The sequence below is a fragment of the Providencia sp. PROV130 genome (assembly GCF_028482225.1).
Lineage (GTDB): Bacteria > Pseudomonadota > Gammaproteobacteria > Enterobacterales > Enterobacteriaceae > Providencia > Providencia rettgeri.
In genome coordinates this window covers 1-25512 of sequence record NZ_JAMPQC010000006.1, presented here as the reverse complement: position 1 = coordinate 25512, position 25512 = coordinate 1, and the positions used below count along the sequence as shown (strand labels likewise).

Here is a 25512-nt window from a genome sequence, read left to right as displayed (position 1 = left end):
TTTATCCTTGCATTCTTATTGAGTTATTGAATTAACTTTCAATGTTATTGAATTATTTATTATTTTTTCTTTGTAACGAGCAGCGATACTAATACTCACTAATCGACCACTCTCACTATCCGCGATCACTAACGCCGGTAAAATACGTAGATAAATAGGCTCAGGAGAGGTGATAGGAACCCATTTCGTTAGAAGTTCACGGTCAAACACCACCTCTTGGTGGGTTTGTACGATAGGATAACGGCAAAAAATATCTTTCAATGTTGAGCCGACCGGCAGCCATTGTGCGATCTCTTGTTGTTCAAATAACGAGTTATCATGAATTAAGTACCAGAACAAAACTGCGTCAATAAACTGCCATTCATACATTTCGTTGGGAAACTGAGAAAATATTGACTGCAATTTCACCATCTCTGCGGTCGAAATCATTATCTCATTGGCGATTTCATGTAATACCGGTGGAGGGGTGAGTGACAATTGGCAAGTTAAGCAATTTTGTTGTTCATCAGAAGAGAGTAAAGCTACAGACCCCGCTTTATTTCGTGCAACTAATTGATAATCTTTATCGTTCCACAGGGGATTGCGCAGCCGCACAACACATTTGATAAACTCAGGGGCGGTAACCTCTTTTGAAGCCAATAATGGGTGATTTAATGATTCACTCGCGAATTGTTTCACATCGAGTAGTGCACGCATGCCATGCACACTCAGTTGATCTCCACCCTTTGCTTTGACCCATTCAAGGTCGAAATGAATCGGGTTATCATCACCAGAAAATGAGGCCCACTGTTTTGCATCCTCAAGTGTATAGCGTAAAGTCCTCATGACGCTTTCTCTAAAATCAGTGCCGCATTTGCCCCACCGAAACCAAAACTCAGGTTTAGTGCACGCTTAACTTCACCAATGCGGTGCTCATTAGGGATATAATCGAGGTCACATTGCGGGTCCGAGTGATGTAAGTTCGCGGTTGCGGGCATCACGCCATGCGCCATCGCTTGCAAGCAAATAATGGTTTCAAAGCTACCAGCAGCGGCGATTAAATGTCCGGTATAGGATTTCGTACTGGATATTGGGACTTGGTAAGCTGCCGCACCTAATGCCTTTTTCAATGATTCTGTTTCATTTAAGTCATTAAGAGCCGTTGAGGTTCCATGAGCATTGATATAATCGAGAGATTCAGGAGCGGCTCCCGCTTGTTGTAAAGCCATTTCAATGGTTTTCACCCGGGCAACACAATCTTCAGCTGGTGAGGTAAAATCAAAGGCATCAGAAAAATTCGCATACCCCGTAATTTCGCCCAAAATGGTGGCTCCACGAGAAATAGCGCTCTCACGCTCTTCTAAACACAACACAGCCGCACCTTCAGAAAGGACAAAACCACTGCGGTCTGCGCTAAATGGGCAACTGGCACGAGTCGGGTCTTCCGCTTCACGAGTTAAAGCGCCAAGGACATCGATATTCCACACCGCACAATCTGTCCGCAAGGACTCCCCTGCACCAGCGAGCATCATATCGGCTCGTCCATGACGAATCGCTTCAAAAGCATCACCAATCGCAATAGTGCCTGTCGCACAAGCCGCGATGGTGGTATTTTGATATCCACGCAGGTTCCAAAACTGGCTGCACGCCGCCGTTGTCACATTTGGCATTGCATAAAAACAGTTGAAAGGCGAGGTCATCCCTGTCGCTTCAAATTCACTTACTGACATATAACTTTCATCAAGCCCTGCCCATCCCGTTCCCATAATGACACCGCACATCAGTGGGTCATAAAAATCAGTTAATGGCGTGCCTGCGAAGGCCATATCCATGGCTTCTCGCGCTGCCCCCAATGCTAAACGCGTATGGCGTGGTAAACGACGACGAATAGCCGCAGGAACCCCTTTTAAGCTGGGTTCATTATCAATAAGCCCTAAAAAATGACTGTGGATATTTTGCGCAGTTTTATCAACGTAACGATAACCGAGCTTTTTATCCATAATCGCTTGCCAACATGCTGAAGCCGTATCCCCCAAAGGAGTGACAGCCCCATAGCCTGTGACAACAACGCGTTTAAAGTGAGATTTTTGGTTCATAATGGGTTGTCCTCCTGTCGAGCGCTACCGCCACCTTGTGCTAGCCAAAGTTGTAGCGTTGCATAAAGATAATCGTATTGATTTTGCGCTAATGAATTCTCAATAGTTAAAAGGTCATCTTGCGCATTAAGCAGTGTTTGATAATCGACAGCACCTGCTCGGTAACGGCTGCTGGTTAGTTTTAGCCGTTGCTGGCTAAGTGATAATGACTGTTGCAATTGCTGACGAATTTCATCCGCAGCAAAACGGGCCTCCATCGCATTATCGACTTCTGACAAGGCGGTATAAGCCGCGCTACGAAATGCCACTGCAGCTTGTTGCACTTGTAAATCGGATTGTTCAATGGTCAATTTCACTGTGTTCCACTGAATAAATGGCAAAGAAATCGAACCCCCAACAACACGTGTTGGGTCACTAAACCATTGAGAAAACAGCTGGCTACCCGCATTAAGCGCACCTTGCAAAGACAGTGTCGGGTAGAAGCTCAATTTAGCAGCGTCAGAATCAGCAAGCGCGGAACGTAAACGTGACTCGGCGGCTTGAATATCCGGCCGCTGTGCTAATACGGCCAATGGTGTTGCGTTAAGAATTTCAATCCGTTGATTTCGATTAAGTGCGCTAAGCTCACGCACATGCTGCTCTGCAGGGCGGTTTAACAATAGCGCTAATGCATTGCGGGAACTGTCACGTTCTTTAATGAGTCGTCGCAATTCATTTTTTCGACTAATCACCGTTTGCTGTGATTGTAAGAAATCCACCTGGCTAACTTTTCCTGCCAAATACCATGACTTAATTTGCTGCTGACTTTTTTCTGCAATCTTTTGGCTCGCTATCAGGTTATCAATCTGTTGATTTAACAGTGCAATATTCCAATATAATTGTGCAGTCGTATTAATAACCACCAATGCTGTTGCATGGTAATCCTGTTCGGTTGCTATAGCTTCCCACTCATTCTTTTCACGAATACGTGCCAGTTTTCCCCATAAATCGATTTCATAATTTAAGGTTAGATTTGAGCTATAACTCTCTTGAGGGGAGGTTCCATGGCGTATAGATTTTGTATTACTTGCTGAGCCCCCAAGGGAGAAATCTGGGGTTATATTGGTATTTGCTAGCCCGGCAGTACTTCGCGCAAGCTTTAATTTAATTGCCGCTGTGGCTAAATCATTATTATTTTCTAATACCTGATTGATCAGTTGGGATAGCTGAGGATCTTTAAACTTACCCCACCAATTTCCAGCAACATTCCCCCCCTGCACTGACGTAATCACGTCATTCGCACCAGATTGGCGTATTTTATCATCCCACTTCTGAGGCAATGTGAGTTCAGGGCGTTGGTATTCGGTACGCGTAAAACTGCCGCAGCCATTAAGCAAAAATAAAGCAGAAATAATATAAAGTGATTTGATATTCATTCGCGTGCCAATGCCTCCGTTGGGTTGAGTTTGGCAGCTCGGCGAGCAGGAAAATAACCAAAAACCAAACCAATTAAAGCAGAGAAACCGCACGCTAATAAAACAGGGAACAGAGTAAACACCATCGTAAATTCAGTGGTCAAATAAGAGAAAACCCACCCCGTTAACCATGAACCGACAATACCAATTAACCCGCCGAGCGAGCAAATCATCACGGCTTCTATCAGAAATTGGTTCATAATATCTTGAGGACGCGCACCAACGGAAAGGCGGATCCCGATTTCATGAGTTCGTTCCGTTACAGAAACCAACATGATATTCATCACCCCAACACCCCCAACCAATAAAGAAATCGCGGCAATCGAAGTGATCAGTAATGACATCGAATCGGATGTTTTTTGTAATGCATTGGCGAGCTGGTCATCCGACTGAATAAAAAAGTCCTTTTTACCATGTTCGCGTAGTAACAAACGCTCAACCTGTAATTCAGCTTGTTGAGAGGTTAAGCTTTCAGGGAAGCGCAATGAAATAAACTCAATGGGTTTGTCCCCGACCACACGTTGCTGCAACGATGAGTATGGTACCCACCCCATAACAAAGCCGCTCGACATTTTGGGCCCCGGTTTACGGGCAATACCAATAATTCGCCATGGTGAATGGCCAATCTGCACAATTTGCCCTAACGGTTCTTCTTCTGGCTGAAAAAGTACTTCTCGGCTTCCTTCATCCAATACAATAACGGGCTCGCTGTCAGCCATATCGAGCGTACTGAATAAACTGCCATGTAAAAGCTGAAACCCTTGTGCCGCAAAATACTCTTCTGAAACACCATTAAGCATGATGGAGTTATCCAAACCTTTATTAACGACCATCGTCATACTACTCGCGACGGGGGAAACAGACTCAATCCATGGCAGTTGCTTTAAACTTTTAACATCATTTAACGATAACGCACGCTCCATATCAGGCCGCTTTGCCCCCCACCCAGTACCGGGGCGAATTTCCAGAGTCGTGCTGCCGAGCTTCCCGATTTCATCCATGATGGAGCGCCTTGCACCTTCCCCCACGGCCATTGATGACACCACCGAAGAAATACCAATGATAATTCCCAACATCGACAAAAATGCACGCATGCGATGACCGAGTAAGGCCCGCCATGCCATACGAATGGACTCAATAATATTGCGCCACACCGATGCACGGCCATTATCTTCAACAGCAGGAAGCTGGTGCCGCTGTTTTGTGGCTGTCTGCGCTTGGTTCTGCTTATCAGAAACAATTTTTCCATCACTGATTTCAATAATTCGCTGAGTTTGCTGAGCGATATTTTTGTCATGGGTCACAATCACAACAGTGTGCCCATCGAGATGAAGCTGATGTAAAATATCCATCAATGCGTGACCACTGGCGCTATCTAACGCCCCTGTAGGTTCATCCGCAAGAATGATTTGTGCACCATTGACCAAGGCGCGACAGACACTAACACGCTGCTGTTGCCCACCAGATAGCTGATAAGGTTTGTGATCCAAGCGTGTTTGTAACCCTAACTTTTCTGCTAATAAAGCAACTCGAGCGCTCCGCTCATCTTCTGGCATTGCCGTATACAACGCTGGGATAGCAATATTTTCCTCTGCAGTCAGGTAGGGCATCAGGTGATAACGTTGAAAAATAAATCCAAGATATTGGCTACGCAATTCCGCCAGCTGGTCACTGTTCACCTCATGAATCGCAATCCCATTGATAAACACTTCTCCTTGAGAAGGTTTATCTAAACAACCAATGATGTTCATCAGAGTCGATTTACCTGAACCTGATGCGCCAATAATCGCGACCATTTCTCCTTGGTTAATTGATAGCGAAATATCATTCAAAACAGGAATAGTTTGCGTACCGGCTGAAAACTCACGGTAAACATGATGAAGTTCAATCAGAGGACGGGTTAAAGATACATTTCGTGTCGTCGCCATCATTAACTCGCCACATTATCTGATTGAATAACAACGTGTTCACCCTCGCTAATCCCCTCAAGTACTTCGACGAAATGGCGATCATTAATCCCCACTTTGATAGTGCGAATTTCCGGTTTTTGATTGTTGATCACGGTCACTTCATATTGGTTTGCACCCACCACTCGCCCCAGCGCACTAACGGGGAGTCGTATGGCATCTTTTGCTTGTGCAACACGAATAAATACTTGCGCTGTCATTGATGTCTTTAATGCACGATCGGTGTTATCAACCTCAAATGTTCCGTTGTAATAAATTGCACTGTTCTGTTGCCCCCCAGAATTATTGTTATTTTCATCAAGGGCTTCGGGAGGAATGGGTTGAACATACCCCATGGTACTTTCGTAGTGCGTTTCAGGATCCGCAATCACATAGAATGTGAGGGGTTGGCCTGGGCGAATTTTTTGAATATCCGCTTCCGAAATCCGTGTCTGAACCTGCATTTTATCTAGGTTCGCCAGCACTAAAATGGTCGGTGCTGTCTGTGAAGAAACAATAGTTTGCCCTTCGTTCGCCACAATACCCAGTACTTCGCCACTAATCGGCGCGATGATCCGTGTAAAATTGAGGTTAGCTTGTGCAGTTTGCACGTCCATTTCTGATTGCGTAATTAACGCCTCATTGACATTAACCTGCTGTAATTGCGCCTCATATTGGGCTTGCGCTTGTTCATATTCACTGCGAATACCAGAGCCATCTCGTTGCATCACCACCTGACGCCGATAGGCTTTGATGTACTGTATTAACGTCGCTTCCGCAGCCCGTTTTTGCGCCTGAGCACTGGATAACCGGGCGGTGGCGTTTTTGAGCTCAGACTGCTGGATAGTCGGGTCGATTTCTGCCAATAATTCCCCTTTAACCACTTTATCGCCTTGTTTTACATACAGTTTTCTGATTTGCCCGTTAACCTGAGCCCCTACGTTAACTTGCATTGAGGGCTTTAATGTCCCCGTTACCATGACAACTTTTTCAATATCGCCACGTTCCACCGATAAAATTACGTTTTCATGCAAAACTGGGGCGGGTGATTGCCAAACAAAACGGCCGATCACCACGATAAGCACAAGTAGTGCTACCAACCCACCTAAAGTGCGTAATCGTTGAGTCGTTAAACCCAATTTTGGTGCTACGTGGCGAGAGGTCATAAGGAAGTTCCTTCCATTGCCGCTAACAAAGAAGGTTCAGATTGAGGCGTGCCTGCTGTCACACAAGGGGCTTTATTGGGGCTGTTCTCAAGACTTAATTTCCCATCTACGATTCGGTAAAGTGCATCGAAATTAGCCGCCAGCTCTTCACTGTGAGTGACAACAATCAATGTTTTACCCGTTTTCTGGCAATGTGACTGAATGGTCGCCATGACTATTTTCGCCGTTTCTTCATCCAAATTGGCAGTGGGCTCATCCAATAACAAAATAGGACGGGCACTGTATAACGAACGAGCCAATAACAAACGTTGACGTTGCCCAAGCGACAGCGCCGCATGGCTTTCTCTTATCAACGCATTAACCCCACCAGGTAATTGATTAATCACTGCACCGAGTGCCAATTTATCAAGCAGCACTTCGACTCTTTTTTTATCTTTTTCGCGGAAGTTAGGGTCAAATAGCGTGATGTTATCTAAGACGGTCGCATTAAATAAAATATCTTCTTGGCTTTGCAAGCAAACCAATTGCGTAAGCTGCTGCACACTGACGGCCTCACCGTTGGACTCGCATATTCCTTGCTGTGGGCTGAATAAACCCGCAATTGTCCGTAATAACGTGCTTTTTCCTGCCCCTGACTCCCCAACAATGGCAACCTGCGTGCCTGAAGGTAAGTCTAATGACACATTATTTAAAATCGGTTTCGCAGGGTCATAACTGAAATGAATCCCGTTGAATGATAAGTGAGGTGCTTTTCCTAGCGCTGCGGCGTGTTTTTCATGGAATGGCGCGGTGTCCTGCTCACTTTTCTTAGGGAATAAAGAATGGGCGCGTGTATCAATAATATGCAGTTGCGACTTATGGATAATCGCATAAAAAATACGCGTCACATAATTAGTGAAAATTTGACGCAAGAAACTATAAGCAAAGAAATCCCCCAAAGAAATTAGCTCATTGGCCACCATGGGTAAAACCACTAACATAAAAATGACCATCTCCAAACTACCGGTTAATTGATAGATGCCATCTTTAATTTGTTGATACACATTTCTGCGCTGCATACAGGTAAACAATTCACGGCTTAACCATGCAAATTGCGCCTTACGCTGATTTTCAATCCCTGCTGTTTTTATGGTCAGAATGCCTTGCAGCGTCTCCATAAAAAAGTCATTTAATTCTGCTGATTTTAACTGTAACTGTTGGGTATACCACCGATCACGAATTATCGCCCATACACTAATTAAGCCCATCACAGTGACACCCGCAGCTGAAATAGCCGCTAATACGGGCGCAATCCAAAACATGGTACCTAATGCTATCGCACAAATAACCCAATCTGTTCGTAGCCCGTTATCCAGCTCAATTTTTTCAGTTAAGGCCCCCTGCCAAGCGACAAAACGGCTAAAAACATCCCCAGGTGCGCGTTTTTCAAAAAAGCGCAATGGATTACTTAATAAACGTGAAAAACCAACCCCGCTTTTAATCAACACAAAGTGTTTTACGAAACGCTCGCTTAGTATTCTCACTCCGAGTGCTAATAGTGTTGCAACCACAAAGGCAACAATGAACCAGCCGTAAGGAAAAATGGCATTTTTAGCGTCAGAAAAGGCTTGGTTGATCGCATTGCTCACCATTGCTGGCATTAAAAATAGTGTTAACGAAACCAAAAAAGCGAATATCATCAACCAATAAACACCGCGAATTTCTGAGGTTTCTTTCAGGCTCATTGCATGAGGGGCTTTTTTCCCTGTAGTCCCATCATTTCTGTCTTCTGGTGCTAATGATTCAATTTTTTCCAGCGCGGTATCTGGTTCTAAAATTAATGCATAGCCGCTAATTTCCGCTTTTAATGCAGAGAAAGGTAACCACTGCTGCCCAATTGCAGGGTTCATCACGCACACGTTATTTCCTTTGCGATAAGCAAGCAGCACAAAATGGCTTGCTCCGTAATGTAAAATAGCGGGAAGTGGTAAGCTATTGAGCTCTTGGTGCTCAAATAGCACCGGTGTCGTCGCAACACCGTAATTAGCTAAAATGGACGAAAGGTCAATCAAAGAAGTTCCATGATCCGATGCTGGATACACCTCTCGCAGCGTTTCAAGAGAAACATTGAGACCTTGAGTTTGTGCTAACATCGCAATACATGCTAAGCCACATTCATTGGTTTCTTCTTGAGAAACAAAATTTGGAATAATATTTTTCATTATTATTTAATGGCTAATAAAATAAAGTGAATGGCTATGCCATAAAAGCCAATCATTGGGATAATGACGAACCGCATTTTCAATGATGGCGGGCATTTGAGTTGCAACATCTTTTGCTGCAACAGGCGGATAAACCTTGATTTTTAAACCGTTTTGGTAGTACAGATGATAAAAAACCACCTGTGCCGAAATCGCACTGGATAAACGCACGACACCATTGTGCAGCTTTGCTGCACGGTTGAATAAATGGCACGATAATTTGCTCGACGCCCCTTCCTCTGTTTGAACCGTGTAATCAGGGGTGATATCAGGAAAAACAATTATATTCTTTTGCCCTGTCGCCGTTTCTGTCATCGCAGTCATTAACTGGCTAGCTAATACTTTATTTCCCTGATGAATAGAGCAATATGATAAATTCACCTGGCCTAACTCACGTGCCGAAGCGTTATACTTTTGCTGTTCTGCACTCGACGAAACCACCACCGTCGCATTGCCTGGGGTCACCCCTGCACCAACCATGGTGGCTAAAACATCAGAAACCATATGCAATGGAGCAAGCACAACGGGTTTATTTTGTTGGTGCAAGGGCGCAACGATGCTATCAAGTTCAAGGGTACAAACTCGAACTTGCGCCATGATTTTTTGGTTTTGTCCCCATGTTGCAGCTTCTTCCAAAATGAAGCGTCGAACAGCTATCCAGCTCATATCAATATGCCCTTTCGTTTCCATTAAACTACGAAAGTTTTCCGTGGCGACTTTATTCCGATTACGATATTGACGACCTAATAAGCCTACGCGACATAATAAATTGGAGACAAATAATACCGATGTGATATAGCCCCGGCGCAGTAACAACCGTAAAAAGGTAAGTCCACTATGATTAAGTTTTTGATATCCTTTTTTAAACGGCATCAAACAGTTTTTCGCTGTAAATACCGTCCAGACAATGCAAAACCGGATCACCGTAACTCCTTATTGCTTTTGTCTAATAATTCAAGCATATAAGCAGTAAAGTCTGCAAAATCACGGTCTTGATAGACGACATAGCGTTTATTGATAATAAATGCAGGTGTTCCAGTAATTTGATAAAACTTGCTAATTTCAAGCATGTTTTTCAGACGTTCTTGAACCGCTTGGCTTTCACTGGTTTTTAGATATTGGGTTGAATCAACATTGTGCTGTTTTAACCATTGGTTTAAGACATCTTTATTAGCTAAATCAAGCTTATCATTGATAACTGCGGTATAAAGATCCTGACGGTATTGAGATTCCACCCCCATCTCTTCCAATGTCGCAAAAATAGGCGCATAGGCAGCAAGCCCCAGATTATTATCCATGGCTAAATGCACGACTTTAAAGTTGACGTTCTCAGGGAGTGTTTTTTCGAATTGACTGACATTATCATGATTTACGGCACAATAATGGCAACCATAAGAAAGGACTTCTATGATGCTGTTATTTTCTTTTATTGGACTCAATAGAACTTGTTCACTATTAAATTCAATAAAAGAAGAGCTTTGTGCATCATCATTTGAAAAAGTATTAAAAACAAAAATATGATAGAACAAAACCGTCATGAGTGAAGAAGCGATAATAACAAATAGAGTATAAAGTGTAATAGTTATTGGTTTAAAACGAGTATTCATAACAGTTAATTCCATTCAGGTACGAAAAATACATGGGGATAACTCCCCATGTATCAATTAATAAAAATCAAATTTAATACTATGGAGCTGTTACATCACAGTTTGATGCACCAACAGCTTTTGCTTTGTATGTTTTATTACCGTGCTTATCAGTACAAGTGGTCACTAATTGGCAAGATTTAACACCACCAACAGTGATGCTCTCGTAAGAATTAGTACAAACTTGTTTTGTTCCACCAACTACAGCAGCAGCTTCGATAGCATTTAACTTTTTCATGTTATTTCCTTTAATATAGATTTAAATTAATAAAACGCCCTATTTATTGATAATTAACACCAATAAATCCTTTAGATTTTTAATTAATATACAAATTACCGCATGAATAATTAAAAATTCAATCCTTCTAATTTCTCATTATTATCAAATAAAAAAATCGCTTTTTCTTTGACGCTTTTTGCTTTCTCTTTCTCACCTAATTCATTTAAAACAAGGATCCAAGAAAAATAAACATTAAGATCTGAGCAAGAACGTGAATAGTTTTCTGCCCAAGATGAAAATAAATTCAAATAATAAGGGTCTTGCGTCTCGTTATAGCGTAATAAATACCCCATATTGAGATCCAATTTGTAACGATCATCGATTAAGTAGTATTTCCATTCACTATAATCAGGCTCATTCATCGAAAGAAGATACTGCTGCCCTGTTTTTTCGATATACGTTAAATATTGCTGTGTTTGCAAAGTAAAATACAGCAACCCCATGGATAATAAACCACCTAACGCAATAATTGTTTTCGAAAAATACCCTACAAACTTATTCAATGAATATTTTTTAGTTGGAACATCGGCACAACGCATTAACAATATCAATACCACCCCATGAGGTATTGATAGCCACAATGGAAACTCTGTCATCATATGAAAAACAATTGGTAACGCAATAACTAAAAAAACATAATTGTTATTTTTATTTTTTAATGAAGAATAAAGTAGATGCACACCACCAATAATAACTAACAATATTGCCGCAAAACCAACTAACCCACCTTCAACCATCCAACGCAATACCTCATTGTGTGGATGTGAAATAACCTTTTCACTGGTTCCTAGCAAACCACCACCAAAACGCTCTAAAAATACAGATTCAAAACTACCAACCCCAGAGCCAAATAACATATTTTCGCTAAATAGATATAAACTATGTTGCCATAGCACCCATCTAATATGTGATGTTTGTAATTTACTGTCAGAAAAGTCAGAAATATTAAAACTAACTTTTATTCCATAACCAATAATAAGACCGATAACAATCGCTATTAAAGAGTAAACAATATATTGACGATGATACGTTGCGAAAAAATAAAAAACAATAACAATTAATAATAAATTTAAATATCCAGTTAATGATTGGGACAATGGCAATACCATGCTCATTAAAATGAGACTCACAATGATAATGGCAAACGCATACCGTGTGACAGTTCTCATTAAAATAAACATGCCTATTGCACTGGCAATACCAACACAAATAAAACTAGAAAGAACATTAACTTGTTGGAATACACCATATGGCCTATCCCCTGATATCGGAAAAAAATTAAAAACCTGTGCTATTGAATATAGACTCTCAATAATAGCAGCAAATAATACACTGCAAACAATTATTTTCAATACAGTTTCTGAAATATTTATTTGCAATAAAGCTTGATAAAAAAATAACGCCCCCAATAACCAATACGCAGTCAAGTACGCATTAAACTGGTAATTTTCTGGCGCAAAAAAACACAAACCTAATAATAAGACTAATCCAATCGTAATATAATTACTCGACTTAGAATAGTATAAGTTTAAATTTTTAATTTGTGTAATACTAATCATCACAATAAAAAACGCAATAAAAAAACCACTAATTATATTGAATGGCAATGACAAACCTGTTCCGCCCATATTCGGCAGATAAATATGCAATATAATGCCAAAAAATATAACGACAAAACCTAAAAGCACCCATGGATAACTTTCTTTTTTATTATCTTTAATTTTAATTGCAAACGTCATGTTTTCATTCGTTATTGATAATTTAATGTATAGTATGCAGTACTATAAAAATTCCCATAGATAATCGTTTCGTTAATTCTCGCTTCTGGCTCAGCCTCGACATAAGCCTTAAATTGAATTTCCGTATCATTTTTTGCCAAATTTTGCGCTAATGATGGCGTATTCAATTCTATGGGTGTTTCATTTAAGTTTAATAACCCAATACCGATTCCACTAGCCTCACTTTGGTCACTAATCGCAAGATGGTCAGGAAGGTTTTTATTTTCAATTCCATTAAAAGTCACTGTCACCGATTTAAATATGGTCGTATTACAATTCGTTAAATGGATTGAGAAAATTAAAGGTTTCGACTTGCCTTCTTTATAAAGATCTTTAACCGAGATTTGTTGAAAATCAACAGGGACCTTCTCACTTCCAGGTGCTATCTGACATGGTGTAGCAACAACCATGCCTCTGAATGAATAGCTTCCCATATTACTCGGGATCACACTTGCACTCACCGACCCTGAGACTAATAAATATAAGCCAATCGACAATAAATATTTATTACGCTTTATCTGATTATTATTTCGCATGATCGGCCTCATTGGAATTCAGCAAGAATTGTTCCGGTACTTGTAAATTCACCTTCTTCCACGCTACTACCAGGCGCAGCTATTGGCGCAGCCGTTAAGTTCCAGGTGCCTTGGTTATTAATAAAATTAGGCACCTGATAAGCTTGGTTAGGTCTTACCAAGGTTCCGGTCAAATTATCAGTCACCACAATGCCAAGATTTGTGCGTTTCACACCGTTTTTTAACGTACCGAAATAATCAGGGTTAAAATCCGCGCTACCTGACGCTCCCGGCAACAATGACAGCTTGATATTTAAATCACCTGTCGTAAAACTGCCTCCGGTACATTTAACTGGGATCTTAAAGGGCTGAGCATAATTAGTGCCATTCAACTGTTCACTCGTGTTTGCCACATCAAGAAAATTAATATCTATTGGGTTGCCTTCATTAATCGTACACTCATCAGCAACCGTGATAATTCCTGCCCCTAGAACGACTCGCGTTGATGGAATTGGTGCATAAGCTGTACTGCCATTCGCTGGGCTGCCTTTTTTAGCAAAAACCTGTACCAGTTCCGCTTGGTTGATGGTAATGCCATTAATAATCGGTTTTTTCAGCCTAAACGTGATCGTTCCACTCGATCCCGTCCGTAGCTCGACACCATAATCGCGGCTATTAACTCTCGGTGGTGTACACTCTATTGGGTCAGAACCCCCATTCCACATATCCTTTACTGGGACAGCAACTTTCTGGCCAACCTTTCCCCCGATTTGAATTTCAACTTTTACATCAAAATATTCATTGAGGTTCAGGTATCCTGGGTTTTGCATTGATGTAGGAATGGTTGACATTAAATCAAATGTCATCCCTGAATCTGGATCTGAATTCCCAACGCCCCCCGGCTTCATATAGCTCTGGCAATAAATATCAAAATAAGGCCAATTACCCACATCAAAATTGAATACTGTTTCTGCATCCTTCTCATTAACGAGCAATTGATTATTCATTCTTGCTTCGAATGTATAAGTTCCCCCATCCGGTATAGCAGAACCGTGGGGAGCGCCTAAAGCAGATAACGGCAACGCCCCGACGGTAAACAGACCAACAGCAATAGTGATATCTTTTAGTTTTTTATTGTTGTAGACAAACATGGTTATAAATACTCCAGTTTTAGCCTAACTAATCCGCTAAAGGTTCCCGCCGAAACAGACCGTGCTGTAGATTCCAATGATGCATTAAGTGTGAGGTTATTATCGCCAGGTTTGATCACCCATGAACTTGTTGGCTGGTTGACCATTAGGTTTTGATGTTCTTTACTGGAAATACGCAATCCGGCACCTCGAATATCACCTGTAACTCGCACTAGATCAGGGTTAAAAAAATCCGTATCTCCCGCAATGCTCAGTGAAACAGCGCTTTCTCCCGTCAAGTAATAACGCTGCGCATTTTGAGTTGCTTCTCCAGCAGAATTCACAAATGACTTGGATGCTCCGCGTTGGCAATCTTTGAGGCGAATATTAAATGCAACAGGAGTACTTCTATCGCCAATGCGATGAAATTCTCTGGCATTGATTTCACCTAAATCGACATACTGCTCTTGTGTTTCTAATTCAAGAACACAAGGCGATGCATACACGCTCCCTGTAAAATGCACAGAACTATGTACGTCTAGCAATGTTTGGCGAGACAATTTTTCATCCGCAATTTCTGCAACCGCGGAGAAACTTCCTAGCCCCAATAATACGATCCCTAAGCACCTAATGTTCATATCAATACTCCTAGCGAATCTGTTGCTCTGGTGGTAACGCTTTACACGTATTTCCGCTACAACTGTATTTAAGTTCTGGATGGCCACCATAATCATTCACATACATCATGGTGAAACTCTCGCCTGAACTATTGACCTTAATATCGAGATGCGATTTAGGTGCAATCATCACCCCTGGAAAATCAGTTAGTTTTTTTCCACCTTCTGCCACCGGTTTATTATTAAGGCTAATAATGGTCACAAAATAAGGAGTTGGGTTTTCAGCGCGCCAATTATTTCCCTGTTTATAAAATATGACTTGGTCTTGCCAAACTGCACTTTTAGACTCAGGAATAATGGCTGTCGGCCGATAAAACAATTTAATGCGCGATTGCATCGCTAACTGTAAAACATTCGGTTTATCGGGTTTTGGCGGAACTTCGCGCACATTTAAATAAAACAGGCTTTCTCGGTCTTGGGGTAACTTATCTATCTCGGCTGTTTTTGAAACACGGGCAACCCCTTTTTGCCCACCATTAATGCGCTGTAATGGTGGCAATACAACTAATGGCGATGTAATTTTTTTCCCATTGGCATCTTCAACCCATGACTGAGCAAGAAAAGGAATACTTGAGCTGGTGTTTGATAAATTAGCACTCGCAGAATTTTCATCGCCGGTAATAATCAGTCGTGTTCTATCCAGTGAAATACCCGCATATGATTGCCCCACGCCAACCATCATAACTAGCAAACCACCTACCCATTTATTTATACGAATCGCCATTTTCTCTACCTTATAGAATACTTTTTCAAACTGTCATTACATTATTGGCAAGGCAGCAAAACTGACATACCCGAATTAATTTTTTCAGGCAGTTGAATTTTACATTGCGCTTTTCCGCCCCAAGATACCGTTAATGTTTCTTTAGGATTTACTGCCATCAAATACGCCAATCCATTTTCCATTAGCATGGCAATATTAATGCCATCAGCGTTTGTCACATCAGCACCAAAGGGAGGTACCGTATCGTTATAACGAATAGTCGCGATGAGCTTTTCACCTTCTGCAACATCAAACCGCTGATAACCGATTGCGCCTTCTGTTAAGGTCGATGTTGCTATCGCCTTATTGGTATCAACGTTATTTTTTAATTTATCGACATCAATACGCGTGTCGAAGCTGTAATAGCTGACAATATCAGGCACAACAGAAATACCGGCCCAGTTAGTTCGCGTTTTTTCATGGTTAAACGGCACGCCACCAACACCGTTGGTATCGACCATAATTCTTGCTGTATCCGTTGTACCGGTACTGTTATGTAACGCAGCTCCATGCTTGGTAGCAGTGAAACCACCGCGCAATGTCCCGTTGATCGATGCCGTTTGTCTTTCTTGATAGCTGACATTAGTATTAACTTCAGCAAGTTGCGTCCGTTTTTGATAATATCCATCAAACCGTACGCGATCATCGCTGCTTCGGCCGGCTCTAACTCGCCATAAGTTATTCATGTCCCTATTGTCACTGTAAGACAGCATGTGGCTGGTCTTACTGCCACTATTTTGCAAGTCATACCCTGCCCAACGGCTATCGCCAACAGGTACTGAAACCGAAAGTGAAATGCTATCGTCACGTCGACCTCGATAGTCAGAACGGTAGGCCGCAATATTGGTTGAAACACCATTGATGCCCATTAAACGAAATGTTCTACCCACAGATAAGCCATATCTATCTTGAGATGTCTGGTCCCAAAAGGTCTGATGGGTATACGTTAAGAATACTGTCGTTCTCCAATCAGGATCATCAGCCCAAAAAGTTTTATTCCCTGTCACGGTATACATCTCTTTTTGACGACCAATACCCAGATATTTGTTTTCACGCTCATCTAAATATTGCGACAGTGTTCTAAACTTATCCTGCGAGAAGCGGTAACCCGCAAAAGAAATCGTACTGTTAAGTTCATCAAATGATTTTGAATAACTCAGGCGATAGGAAGAACCCGTTTGCGTGTTATCACCTGGCATTCGGCTAATGGATTGTGTGACATCGGCAGAAAGTGCCCCAAATACAGATAAATCACGCCCTAATCCAGCAGATATAGCGGTATAATCCCTACCCGCAAAAAGTAGACCACCAATGAGTGACCAGTTATTGCTCAGCCCCCAAGAGAAATCTCCCGTGGCAAACATTGGCCCCTCTGGTTTGTGATTAAATCGTGATGGTTTACCGACCGAAGCGTTATAACGCACATAGCCCGGGCGCGTTAAATAAGGAATATTTGCTGTATCAACTTGAAAAGTCGATACCTCGCCGTCATCCCCTTCAACTTTGACATCCAAGGTTCCACGAATTGAACTTTGCAAATCCTGAATACTGAATGGCCCTGCAGGTACCGTCGTTTCATAAACGACACGCCCAGCTTGAGTCACAACAATTTTTGAATTGCTTTTCGCAATACCATTAATCTGTGGTGCATATCCTCGCAGATTTGGCGGTAACATACGTTCATCACTGGCAAGGTTAAAGCCAGTGAAGCGAATCGTGTCAAAAACCTGAGAATTTAAATAAATTTCACCCAGTGTCAGCTTGGCCGCCATGTGGATCAGAGGACGATATGCATAAAACTGGTTCCAATCGAATTTTCTATCACCACGCTCATTATAATTAGCTTGATAATCAGCTCTAAAGCGCCACGACCCAAGTTAAAACCCGTCTGACCATATGCTGACAATGAGTGCTTATTTGTATGTGTCGTCAAAGAACGAGAAACTGACCCGGTCAGGTTATAATCAAATATAAGACCTGAAACCCCCGAATCCCAACGCTCAGGCGGCACCCAGCTAGGATCGGAATATTTCATCCATGCCTGTGGAATAGTGATATCCAGCTTGCCTTCATGATTATTAATTTTAACACCTGAAATAGGTAAAATATTTGAACATTCAGGGGATATGGTTTGGATTTTTTTTAACGCATCTTCTTTGAGCGCTAACATTTCAATTTGCTTAGGGGTAAAACAGACTAATGATTTTTCACTATCTTGAGGATCGGTAATATAAGTGACCTTCTGCTGTGACAATGATTGTCCATTAATATAGACATCCAATAAATAAGTCCCAGGAAATACGAAGTTATCTTTAGAGAATCGAGTTAAATCAATATTGTTACGATCACCAACATCTAATACGTCAACATTAAACTCAACAAGGTCATTTGCAGACATATTTGGTGAATAGCAAAGCACTGCAATATATATTGCAAATAGTTTTTTTATATTATTTATATTTCCATTTAAAATAATCATTTTAGTTACTCAGTATTCACTCATTTGGCTAGAGATTTAGCTCAATTCTCTTTTATATGTAATTATTATTAGTTTTAGAAATAATCCATTCTAAATCGTAGAACTCCTGCGAAATCACCTGCCTTAATATGCTTTTGATAAGCAACTAAAATTGCAGTAAAATCTAATTTATTGTGCCCTTCTAATAATGTGTAATCCGGCATTCTTCTATTAAGTTTAAGTATTTCACCGTGAGAGTCCCTAAATTGAATTCCAAATCCTTCTGAATCACCACTCACTTGTAAAAGTTGATCATCATTAACAGAGGTTCCCATCATAGTTATTTGCGCGCGCGATGCACTACCTTTGTCATTAGAAGGCAACGTACATCCAACAAGCTTTATAGCAAAATTCTTACTCACCAACATATTGACTTCAGGGGTGATTTCTCGGGCACTGATTTCACCAAAACTAACCCAAAGTTCTCGGCTTTCAGGATCAATCGTGCATGAGGCTTCTATTAATTCACCTTGCATTACAATATCACCAGGGATGTTATTACCAGTCATTCCCCAACTTAATAGAGGCCATAACAAACTAGATCCTAATGCTATTTTTGCAACCCGAATTATCATGAACAATACCATTTAGTTATTGGTAGATTTTATTAATGCGGAGTATTAAATACTCCGCATATTGATATAAAACCAATTACAAATTATTGGTAATCAATTTTGAAATTGATAGTTGAATCAAAGCTACCTGGAGTCACTGCATTAGATGCATTATCAGATTTTAAATAAGCAACGAATGGAATAGCAGTTTTACCTTCAGTTAAATTAACTGCAGTAGAAGCTTGTCCCCAAACAACATCTTTATTTCCATTGTCTCTTAAACCAATACCAGCACCACTTGCAGTACCTGAAGTGAACGCCGCTAATGTATTATCATTAGGGTTAATAGTTGATGGTGTGTAAGTTACAGTTGCAGTTTGTGCAACTGTAGTATCACAACCTTGCAGAACGATATCTTTCTTGATATTACCTGCACGCTCACCATTTTTTAAATTAGAAACAGGGATCTGATAAAAGTTTACTTTTACAGGACTTGATTCTTCACTTAAACCACAAGCAGAATTCACTAATTCACCTGAAAATTCGATAGTACCGTTAGTAGGTGTACCCGTATAAGCTGCCATTGCTGCGAACGAAGCAAAGCCTGATGCAAATACAGCACCCATTACAAATTTATTCAATTTCATGATTATTTAATCCTGTGTAATACTCGTATAATGTATGTTTCGCCATAATAGTTGTTAATAACAACTTTAGATAAAAGTAATCATTATTTTTAATTAAATTAATGATTACTTTTAATAAAGTTATCATATAAACAGGCTACATTTATTATATTTACTGATTGCACTTCGCCAAACAGATTAGATTTTTTATTAGCCGAATTAACGCCACATTTTTTTAGTGTCTTTATCTAAGATAGCAAAATAATTATTTTCATTTTTTATAGTATACTGTAATCTTTCATTATCGTATCTATCTATTACATGATTAAAAAGGTCTCTCCATGACTTATTGAATATTACTAAAATTGTATCCATCATTTCAAATGTCAGCTTTGTTTTTCCCGTTTCATATCGAGATATCTGCTGCTGGCTAATATTCAATTTTTTTGCCAAATCTTCCCCTGTTAAGTTTTGCTCTTTTCTAATTCCCCTCAAATACTACCCTATTTCTTTATTTATCTCATTAGAAAAATAAGTCATTTAATTTAACCTTTATATTAAAAATTAATTATAGGCACCAATCTGAACCATAGATACCGTCCTAAAATTTTTGATGATTATATGTCTGATTATTTATTTTGTATAATCGATAGGGCAAATTGATTACTATTAAAATCATTTATCGCTCTATTAACACAGGGAAAATGTAACAGAGAATAACCACAATAAAATTTATAACATAAATAACAGCATGTTATAGACATGCAACCTCAACCCACCGCTTTTAAAATTACATTTTGATACATTTAAAAATATTAAAACATATTTTTTACTAATGAGATGCATTTTATGGTTAAATTTCAACCACAAAATACAACTTAAAAAAGTAGTATTACTCGAATTTTGAGTTTGTAAATTATTAAATATTTTTTTTAAGATTTATCTTAACTTCATTATTTACAAACACCAACAAATTAATTATAAATAATTGTAAAGTTTATCAACGAAATTATATCTCACAAAAATCATCACCCACATATAATAAATTCCAATACTACCCAAAAATAAGGATATTAATTACGCAAATAACGAGTATTTAGAAATTATATATCAATGTGTAATTTTAAACTTTAAAAAAACTCTAATGAAAATTTTTTTAAACATTTTTATCTATAGAAAGGAGAGAGCCTTGCTAAGCCACACTAAGTTTAAGAACAATTCAAATAGTGACGATATAACGGTTATCGTAAGAAGGAGTTGAGTAAGGTGGTAAGGTATTATCATAAAACGAAGTATAAATTTTCTTTACACTATATTGAAATGCACACCAAATGCCTAATACTGGCAAACTGCAGTATTAGGCATTTTATAATATCAAGTAGGGATACAATTTAAGCACACCAACCTTTATTAAGGTTTTATTCGTTGTGATTGCTGGTTCCACATGCGATAGACCAATGCACTCCCCACGGCGGCTAAATAGATAAATGGCTCAGGTGTTAAGGTTTTTAATGACAACGTGTAATGGCAAAATGCGAGTAAAATCGTTGGGTAAAGCAGCATATGAATTCTTTTCCACCATACGCCCAAATAAAGGCGTATACGGTTGAATGAACTGACCGCCATCAACAACAAACACAACCAAGCTACCGCGCCGATCACTAAATAGAGGCGCGAAAAAATTTCTTCGAAAAATAGCGCTAAATTATTTACACCAATTTCCAGTAATAGATAACTACTTAAATGCAGCACAGACCAGAAAAAACACCATAACCCCAGTAATTTTCGTGTTTGAAACAATACCGTAAATCGCAATAATTTTGCAGCCAGAGGGATCAATACAATAACGACAAGCAAACGTAAAGCCGCTATTCCTGTAAAATGTTGGATATCTTTGGCGGGGTCAGCTCCAAGCTGTTGAGTATCGACTAAAAAAATCAGCCATATCAAAGGGAGCAAAGCAATAAGATGAAAGCTCCCTTTGGTTAATCCAACGATGAATTTATTGTCCTGGGGCATCAATAATTTCTCCGCAAGTCCATTCCTTGATACAAGCTTGCCACTTGTTCACCATATCCATTAAACAACAATGTTGGCTGACGAGTCACTTGACCTAAACCTCCTGCACCAATAAAACGTTCGGTGGCTTGTGACCAACGAGGGTGGCTTACATCTGGATTCACATTGGCAAAAAAGCCATATTCGCTCGGCGCTGATAAATTCCATGTAGTGTCAGGCATATGCTCAGTAAGACGAATTTTGACGATCGATTTAATCCCTTTAAAGCCATATTTCCATGGTACAACCAACCGGATCGGTGCTCCGTTTTGGTTGGGTAATGTTTTTCCATAAACGCCTGTCGCCAGCAAAGTCAGCGGGTTCATAGCCTCATCTAAGCGTAGCCCTTCCACATAGGGATATGATAATCCACCACCAATATAACGACTTTTTTGTCCCGGCATTTGTTCTGGAGCGTAGCGTGTTTCAAAAGCCACATATTTGGCTTTGCTAGTGGGTTCGACTAAAGCCAATAATTTCGCTAAAGGAAAACCAACCCATGGGATGACCATCGACCAAGCTTCAACACAGCGCATACGATAAATGCGCTCCTCTAAGGGAAACTTAGTGTTTATATCATCTAGATTAAGCGTTAGGGGACGATTTACTTCCCCATCAATCGTTACCGTCCACTCATCCGTCACTAAAGTATGGGCATTCTCGGCAGGGTCGGATTTCCCCAACCCAAATTCATAAAAATTATTATAACCAATCACTTTATCTTCAGGTGTGAGGGTTAATGATGGCTGAAATTCTTCAGGTTGAATAAATGTCAGAGGTTTTCTTGGCTTCATCGGAGGTGCTGGCGCATCGTCACTGAACCAAGAAAACAGCCCCGCATTGGCCGTCGCCGCAACGGTTAAACCTGCGGCTCCAATGCCTAATGCCTTAAGTAACTGACGGCGTTTCATAAAAAAGAGGGTTTCATCCGTGATTTGAGATGTGGGAATTTTAGGTAACTTTTTCATCATGCGCTCCATAGCAAAAGGGAAATGAAATTAGTTATACCGAAAGCGCAGTAAAAGTGGCTGACAGTAAGATGACAAATTTGTCATCTTACTTAATTGTAGGAAATTTCAGTGTAATGGTGCTGGTTCCTGCATGGTGTTCAAAGCTCACTGATCCGCCATGTAATTCAACTATCGCTTTCACAATCGCCAACCCTAGCCCTGTTCCCTCTGTGGTTCGAGCATTATCCCCGCGCCAAAAACGGGTGAAAATTTCATCACTGTTTTGTAGAAGTTCCCCTTGATTAGTGATTTTAATTTCCCGTTGCTGTGGCAGCGCATTAATTTGGGTAACGACACGAGTGTCCGGGTGAGAATATTTAATCGCATTGGAGACAATATTCACTAAAACTCGGCTGAGTAATACAGGGTCAGCATTAAGAGTCAGGGATGAGGGCTCGCTATACAGCTCAATCTGTTTTTCTTCTGCATAGGCAGAAAAGAGTTCGTAGACATCGTTAACTAACGTATATAAAGAAAGGTTTTCTCGATTTAAGGTAATATTTTTATTTTCAGCACGGGCAATAAATAAGGTACTTTGGATCATTTGTGACAGTTTATCGAGCTCCTCAATATTACTGACTATCATCCCTTCATATTCGCTAACACTGCGCGAGCGCTGGAGGGTAATTTCATTTTGCACCCGAATTGCATTAATTGGGGTTCTCAGCTCATGCGCCAAATCATCGGCAAATTGGGTAAGTTTGACAAAATCATGCTTTAACCGCTGGCGCATCGTGTTCATCGATTCGCCCAGCTCTTTCAACTCCTGTGGTAACTGGTCAATATCAATTGGGTCATTTAACGCATGAACATCTGTTTTGACCGTTATCTGACTCAATGCTTGAATGTCGGATAACCCTTTTTTCAGCAGCCATAAGCTGAGTAGCCCCATCAACAAAATTGAGAGGACAGAAATCACTACGCTTTGGGTGAGATATTGAGTCAACACGCCACTACGGTCGACAGACACTTTACCAAGTACCACATGGAGCGGCCCTTTTGGGGAGTTCATCGAGAAATAAACCGCAGAAATAGGGATACCTTGAGCGGTTTGCCAATGGTTGATGGCATTAATATTTAGCTGTTCAAGTTTGACTAACTGAAGAGGTTGAGAACCTAATAATTCGCGATTGGTGGTGACCAATATGTGCCCCGCCGCATCAGAAATTTGGATTAAATCTTGGCGCATGTCCATCATGCTTTGGAAATACATGGGAAGTGTTTTGATATCAATGCCACCAGCAATGAGTTTGGCAAGTTGCTCCGCACGGTTAACCAGTAAGTTATTATCTTGTTCAGATAATTCATTTTTGAGTGAATGATACAAAACCCATGTCACCACCCCGGCATTAGTAATCATAAGAATGATAAACAGAGAAATAAGTTTAAAACGAAGTGACTTCTTTTTCATTCGATCGGCCTATTTAAGCGGTATCCCATCCCACGAATAGTTTCAATGAGTTTAACGTCAAATTCATCATCGATTTTTTTTCTCAATCGACGGATTGCCACATCAATAATGTTCGTGTCACTTTCAAAATCGATACCCCAAACTTCGCTAGCAATTAAGGTTCTAGGTAAAATTTCATCGCAATGTAGAACGAAGAACAGTAATAAGGAAAACTCTTGCCGAGTTAAGATGATTTTCTTTCCAGCACGCTCAACATCATGGCGAGTTAAGTCGATTTTTAAATCCGCAATAGCCATGGTGGTTGAGGCTGGCTGGTTAACTTTTAATTGGTTTTTAACCCGAGCTAATAATTCAGAAAATGAAAACGGCTTAACGAGATAATCATTAGCACCCAACTCTAAGCCTTTAATTCTGTCATCAACGGCATCCCGTGCAGTGAGGCAGATAACTGGAATATTTTTAGCTGTGCGTAAGATTTTTAAAATCTCCCAGCCATTCATACCGGGCAGCATGATGTCGAGGATTACCAACTGATAACTGTTTTCTAAAGCAAAATAGAGACCGTCGCGACCATCATCAGCTACATCCACAAGAAAACCCGCTTCTTCTAACCCATTTTTGACCCACCCTTGGGTTTTTAGGTGATCTTCAATTAATAGTATTCTCATGAGAACCTAACAGTGACTTTATTTGACTTAATTTCATTTCATCTTAAAGAAATTTTCAATTTAAAGATATGGGTAGGAATTTAACCATAAAATACGCAGAGAAAACATGACACTAGCTCCTTAAAAATAACTCGTAGAATGATTAATAGCTCGGTACGAAAAATGGAAATTAGCTGCTTTTATCGACGAGTAAGTATTGTTTTACAAGTAAATAATCTCTTTTCTCTCACATTTATAAAGCTGAATAAAAACTGCTTTATAAAATATAAAATTTTAGTTAATTAATCTTTGATTACTGGCCTGACGGATAATAAATAATTTTTTATTTCACCTATAGAATAAAAGCATTATATTTATCTAAAAAAATTAATATGTTAGGCCGATTAATTTAGATATGATTGACCTTTTTTGACTAAATGGGGAAACGTTCATGTCCACTCGTAAGTATTTAACTCAACAGGAAATATCTCGACTTTTAGCTGCTTGTCATTTGTCACGACATCCCGAACGTAATTCTTGCTTAATTTATATGTGCTTTATACATGGTCTAAGGGCAAGCGAGGCCCTATCACTAAAATTATCTGATCTTAACTTAGAAAGTAATGAGCTTTATGTACATCGTTTAAAGAATGGTTTTTCCGTTAATCACCCACTGATTGATGAAGAGATCCCACTCATTAAAGCTTGGCTAAAAATTAGAAATACATGGAAAGGGAAAGAAAGTCAGTGGTTATTTTTATCTGAAAGAGGGACTGCCATGACTCGTCAGCGCTTTTATCAACTTTTTTCACGACTTGGTGAGCTAGCTGAGCTAACCCTAGGTATTCATCCCCACATGTTACGACATGCATGTGGTTATGCATTGGCGGATAGAGGCGCCGATACGCGCCTAATTCAGGATTATTTGGGACACACGAATATACAACATACCGTACGATACACAGCAAGTAACCCAGCAAGATTTCGGGGAGTATGGTGAGATAAAGGCGTTAAAAGA

The 25512-nt window shown here is 40.2% G+C and carries 22 protein-coding genes and 1 pseudogene; 1 reads left to right on the top strand and 22 read right to left on the bottom strand.

What is annotated here, in order from left to right; genetic code table 11:
* Positions 1 to 15: 15 nt before the first annotated feature.
* From PSF28_RS05855 to PSF28_RS05750, 22 genes and pseudogenes are all read right to left on the bottom strand, one after another.
* Positions 16 to 825 (bottom strand): MaoC family dehydratase, encoded by an 810-nt coding sequence (locus PSF28_RS05855; protein WP_210837182.1) that lies wholly within the window; start codon positions 823 to 825, stop codon positions 16 to 18.
* A complete protein-coding gene (locus tag PSF28_RS05850; RefSeq protein ID WP_109912777.1) occupies positions 822 to 2075 on the bottom strand; it encodes a beta-ketoacyl-[acyl-carrier-protein] synthase family protein in 1254 nt (417 codons plus the stop codon). Before PSF28_RS05850 ends, PSF28_RS05855 begins: the two co-directional genes overlap by 4 nt.
* A complete protein-coding gene (locus PSF28_RS05845) occupies positions 2072 to 3484 on the bottom strand; it encodes an efflux transporter outer membrane subunit (RefSeq protein ID WP_272684790.1) in 1413 nt (470 codons plus the stop codon). Before PSF28_RS05845 ends, PSF28_RS05850 begins: the two co-directional genes overlap by 4 nt.
* A gap of 2 nt (positions 3485 to 3486) precedes the next feature.
* Positions 3487 to 5460: an ABC transporter permease gene (locus PSF28_RS05840; protein ID WP_272684776.1), complete on the bottom strand. Its 1974-nt coding sequence runs from the start codon at positions 5458 to 5460 to the stop codon at positions 3487 to 3489.
* Complete coding sequence (locus PSF28_RS05835; protein ID WP_272684775.1) at positions 5460 to 6641, bottom strand: efflux RND transporter periplasmic adaptor subunit; 1182 nt, start codon at positions 6639 to 6641, stop codon at positions 5460 to 5462. Before PSF28_RS05835 ends, PSF28_RS05840 begins: the two co-directional genes overlap by 1 nt.
* Complete coding sequence (locus PSF28_RS05830) at positions 6638 to 8842, bottom strand: peptidase domain-containing ABC transporter (RefSeq protein ID WP_272684774.1); 2205 nt, start codon at positions 8840 to 8842, stop codon at positions 6638 to 6640. The genes PSF28_RS05835 and PSF28_RS05830 overlap by 4 nt, the downstream gene beginning before the upstream one ends.
* Before the next feature lie 6 nt (positions 8843 to 8848).
* On the bottom strand, positions 8849 to 9802 hold the full coding sequence (locus PSF28_RS05825) for an ABC transporter (RefSeq protein ID WP_371031956.1): 954 nt from the start codon (positions 9800 to 9802) through the stop codon (positions 8849 to 8851).
* Positions 9802 to 10488, bottom strand: coding sequence for a thiol:disulfide interchange protein DsbA/DsbL (locus PSF28_RS05820; RefSeq protein ID WP_247605331.1), 687 nt, complete (start codon positions 10486 to 10488; stop codon positions 9802 to 9804). Before PSF28_RS05820 ends, PSF28_RS05825 begins: the two co-directional genes overlap by 1 nt.
* Positions 10489 to 10567: 79 nt before the next feature.
* Positions 10568 to 10765 carry a DUF4762 family protein gene (locus tag PSF28_RS05815; protein WP_004907658.1) on the bottom strand — a complete coding sequence of 66 codons (198 nt, stop codon included), beginning with the start codon at positions 10763 to 10765 and terminating at the stop codon, positions 10568 to 10570.
* 110 nt (positions 10766 to 10875) lie between these two features.
* Entirely contained in the window at positions 10876 to 12546 is a 1671-nt protein-coding gene (locus PSF28_RS05810) for an O-antigen ligase family protein (protein ID WP_210837187.1), read from the bottom strand.
* Positions 12547 to 12557: 11 nt separating this feature from the next.
* On the bottom strand, positions 12558 to 13121 hold the full coding sequence (locus PSF28_RS05805) for a fimbrial protein (protein WP_247605332.1): 564 nt from the start codon (positions 13119 to 13121) through the stop codon (positions 12558 to 12560).
* Positions 13122 to 13129: 8 nt separating this feature from the next.
* Positions 13130 to 14251, bottom strand: a complete 1122-nt coding sequence (locus tag PSF28_RS05800) for a fimbrial protein (RefSeq protein WP_210837189.1) — start codon at positions 14249 to 14251, stop codon at positions 13130 to 13132.
* A 2-nt stretch (positions 14252 to 14253) separates the two neighbouring features.
* Positions 14254 to 14868: a fimbrial protein gene (locus tag PSF28_RS05795; RefSeq protein WP_210837190.1), complete on the bottom strand. Its 615-nt coding sequence runs from the start codon at positions 14866 to 14868 to the stop codon at positions 14254 to 14256.
* Between the two features lie 10 nt (positions 14869 to 14878).
* Positions 14879 to 15631, bottom strand: a complete 753-nt coding sequence (locus tag PSF28_RS05790; protein WP_109912784.1) for a fimbrial biogenesis chaperone — start codon at positions 15629 to 15631, stop codon at positions 14879 to 14881.
* 41 nt (positions 15632 to 15672) lie between these two features.
* Positions 15673 to 18149, bottom strand: a pseudogene (locus tag PSF28_RS05785) (fimbria/pilus outer membrane usher protein).
* A 74-nt stretch (positions 18150 to 18223) separates the two neighbouring features.
* The gene (locus PSF28_RS05780; protein ID WP_210837193.1) at positions 18224 to 18763 is read right to left on the bottom strand and encodes a fimbrial protein; all 540 of its coding nucleotides are present in this window, start codon (positions 18761 to 18763) and stop codon (positions 18224 to 18226) included.
* Between the two features lie 83 nt (positions 18764 to 18846).
* Positions 18847 to 19389, bottom strand: a complete 543-nt coding sequence (locus PSF28_RS05775; RefSeq protein ID WP_004907632.1) for a fimbrial protein — start codon at positions 19387 to 19389, stop codon at positions 18847 to 18849.
* Between the two features lie 198 nt (positions 19390 to 19587).
* Complete coding sequence (locus PSF28_RS05770) at positions 19588 to 19863, bottom strand: helix-turn-helix transcriptional regulator (RefSeq protein ID WP_272684773.1); 276 nt, start codon at positions 19861 to 19863, stop codon at positions 19588 to 19590.
* Between the two features lie 915 nt (positions 19864 to 20778).
* The gene (locus tag PSF28_RS05765; RefSeq protein ID WP_272684772.1) at positions 20779 to 21387 is read right to left on the bottom strand and encodes a sulfite oxidase heme-binding subunit YedZ; all 609 of its coding nucleotides are present in this window, start codon (positions 21385 to 21387) and stop codon (positions 20779 to 20781) included.
* Positions 21387 to 22397: a protein-methionine-sulfoxide reductase catalytic subunit MsrP gene (msrP, locus tag PSF28_RS05760; protein WP_210840358.1), complete on the bottom strand. Its 1011-nt coding sequence runs from the start codon at positions 22395 to 22397 to the stop codon at positions 21387 to 21389. The genes PSF28_RS05765 and msrP overlap by 1 nt, the downstream gene beginning before the upstream one ends.
* A gap of 85 nt (positions 22398 to 22482) precedes the next feature.
* On the bottom strand, positions 22483 to 23847 hold the full coding sequence (locus tag PSF28_RS05755; protein WP_272664490.1) for a heavy metal sensor histidine kinase: 1365 nt from the start codon (positions 23845 to 23847) through the stop codon (positions 22483 to 22485).
* Positions 23844 to 24515 carry a heavy metal response regulator transcription factor gene (locus PSF28_RS05750; RefSeq protein ID WP_210840356.1) on the bottom strand — a complete coding sequence of 224 codons (672 nt, stop codon included), beginning with the start codon at positions 24513 to 24515 and terminating at the stop codon, positions 23844 to 23846. Before PSF28_RS05750 ends, PSF28_RS05755 begins: the two co-directional genes overlap by 4 nt.
* A 430-nt stretch (positions 24516 to 24945) precedes the next feature.
* Between PSF28_RS05750 and PSF28_RS05745 the strand changes: the two genes are divergently transcribed.
* A complete protein-coding gene (locus PSF28_RS05745; protein ID WP_014657972.1) occupies positions 24946 to 25494 on the top strand; it encodes a tyrosine-type DNA invertase in 549 nt (182 codons plus the stop codon).
* Positions 25495 to 25512 lie beyond the last annotated feature (18 nt).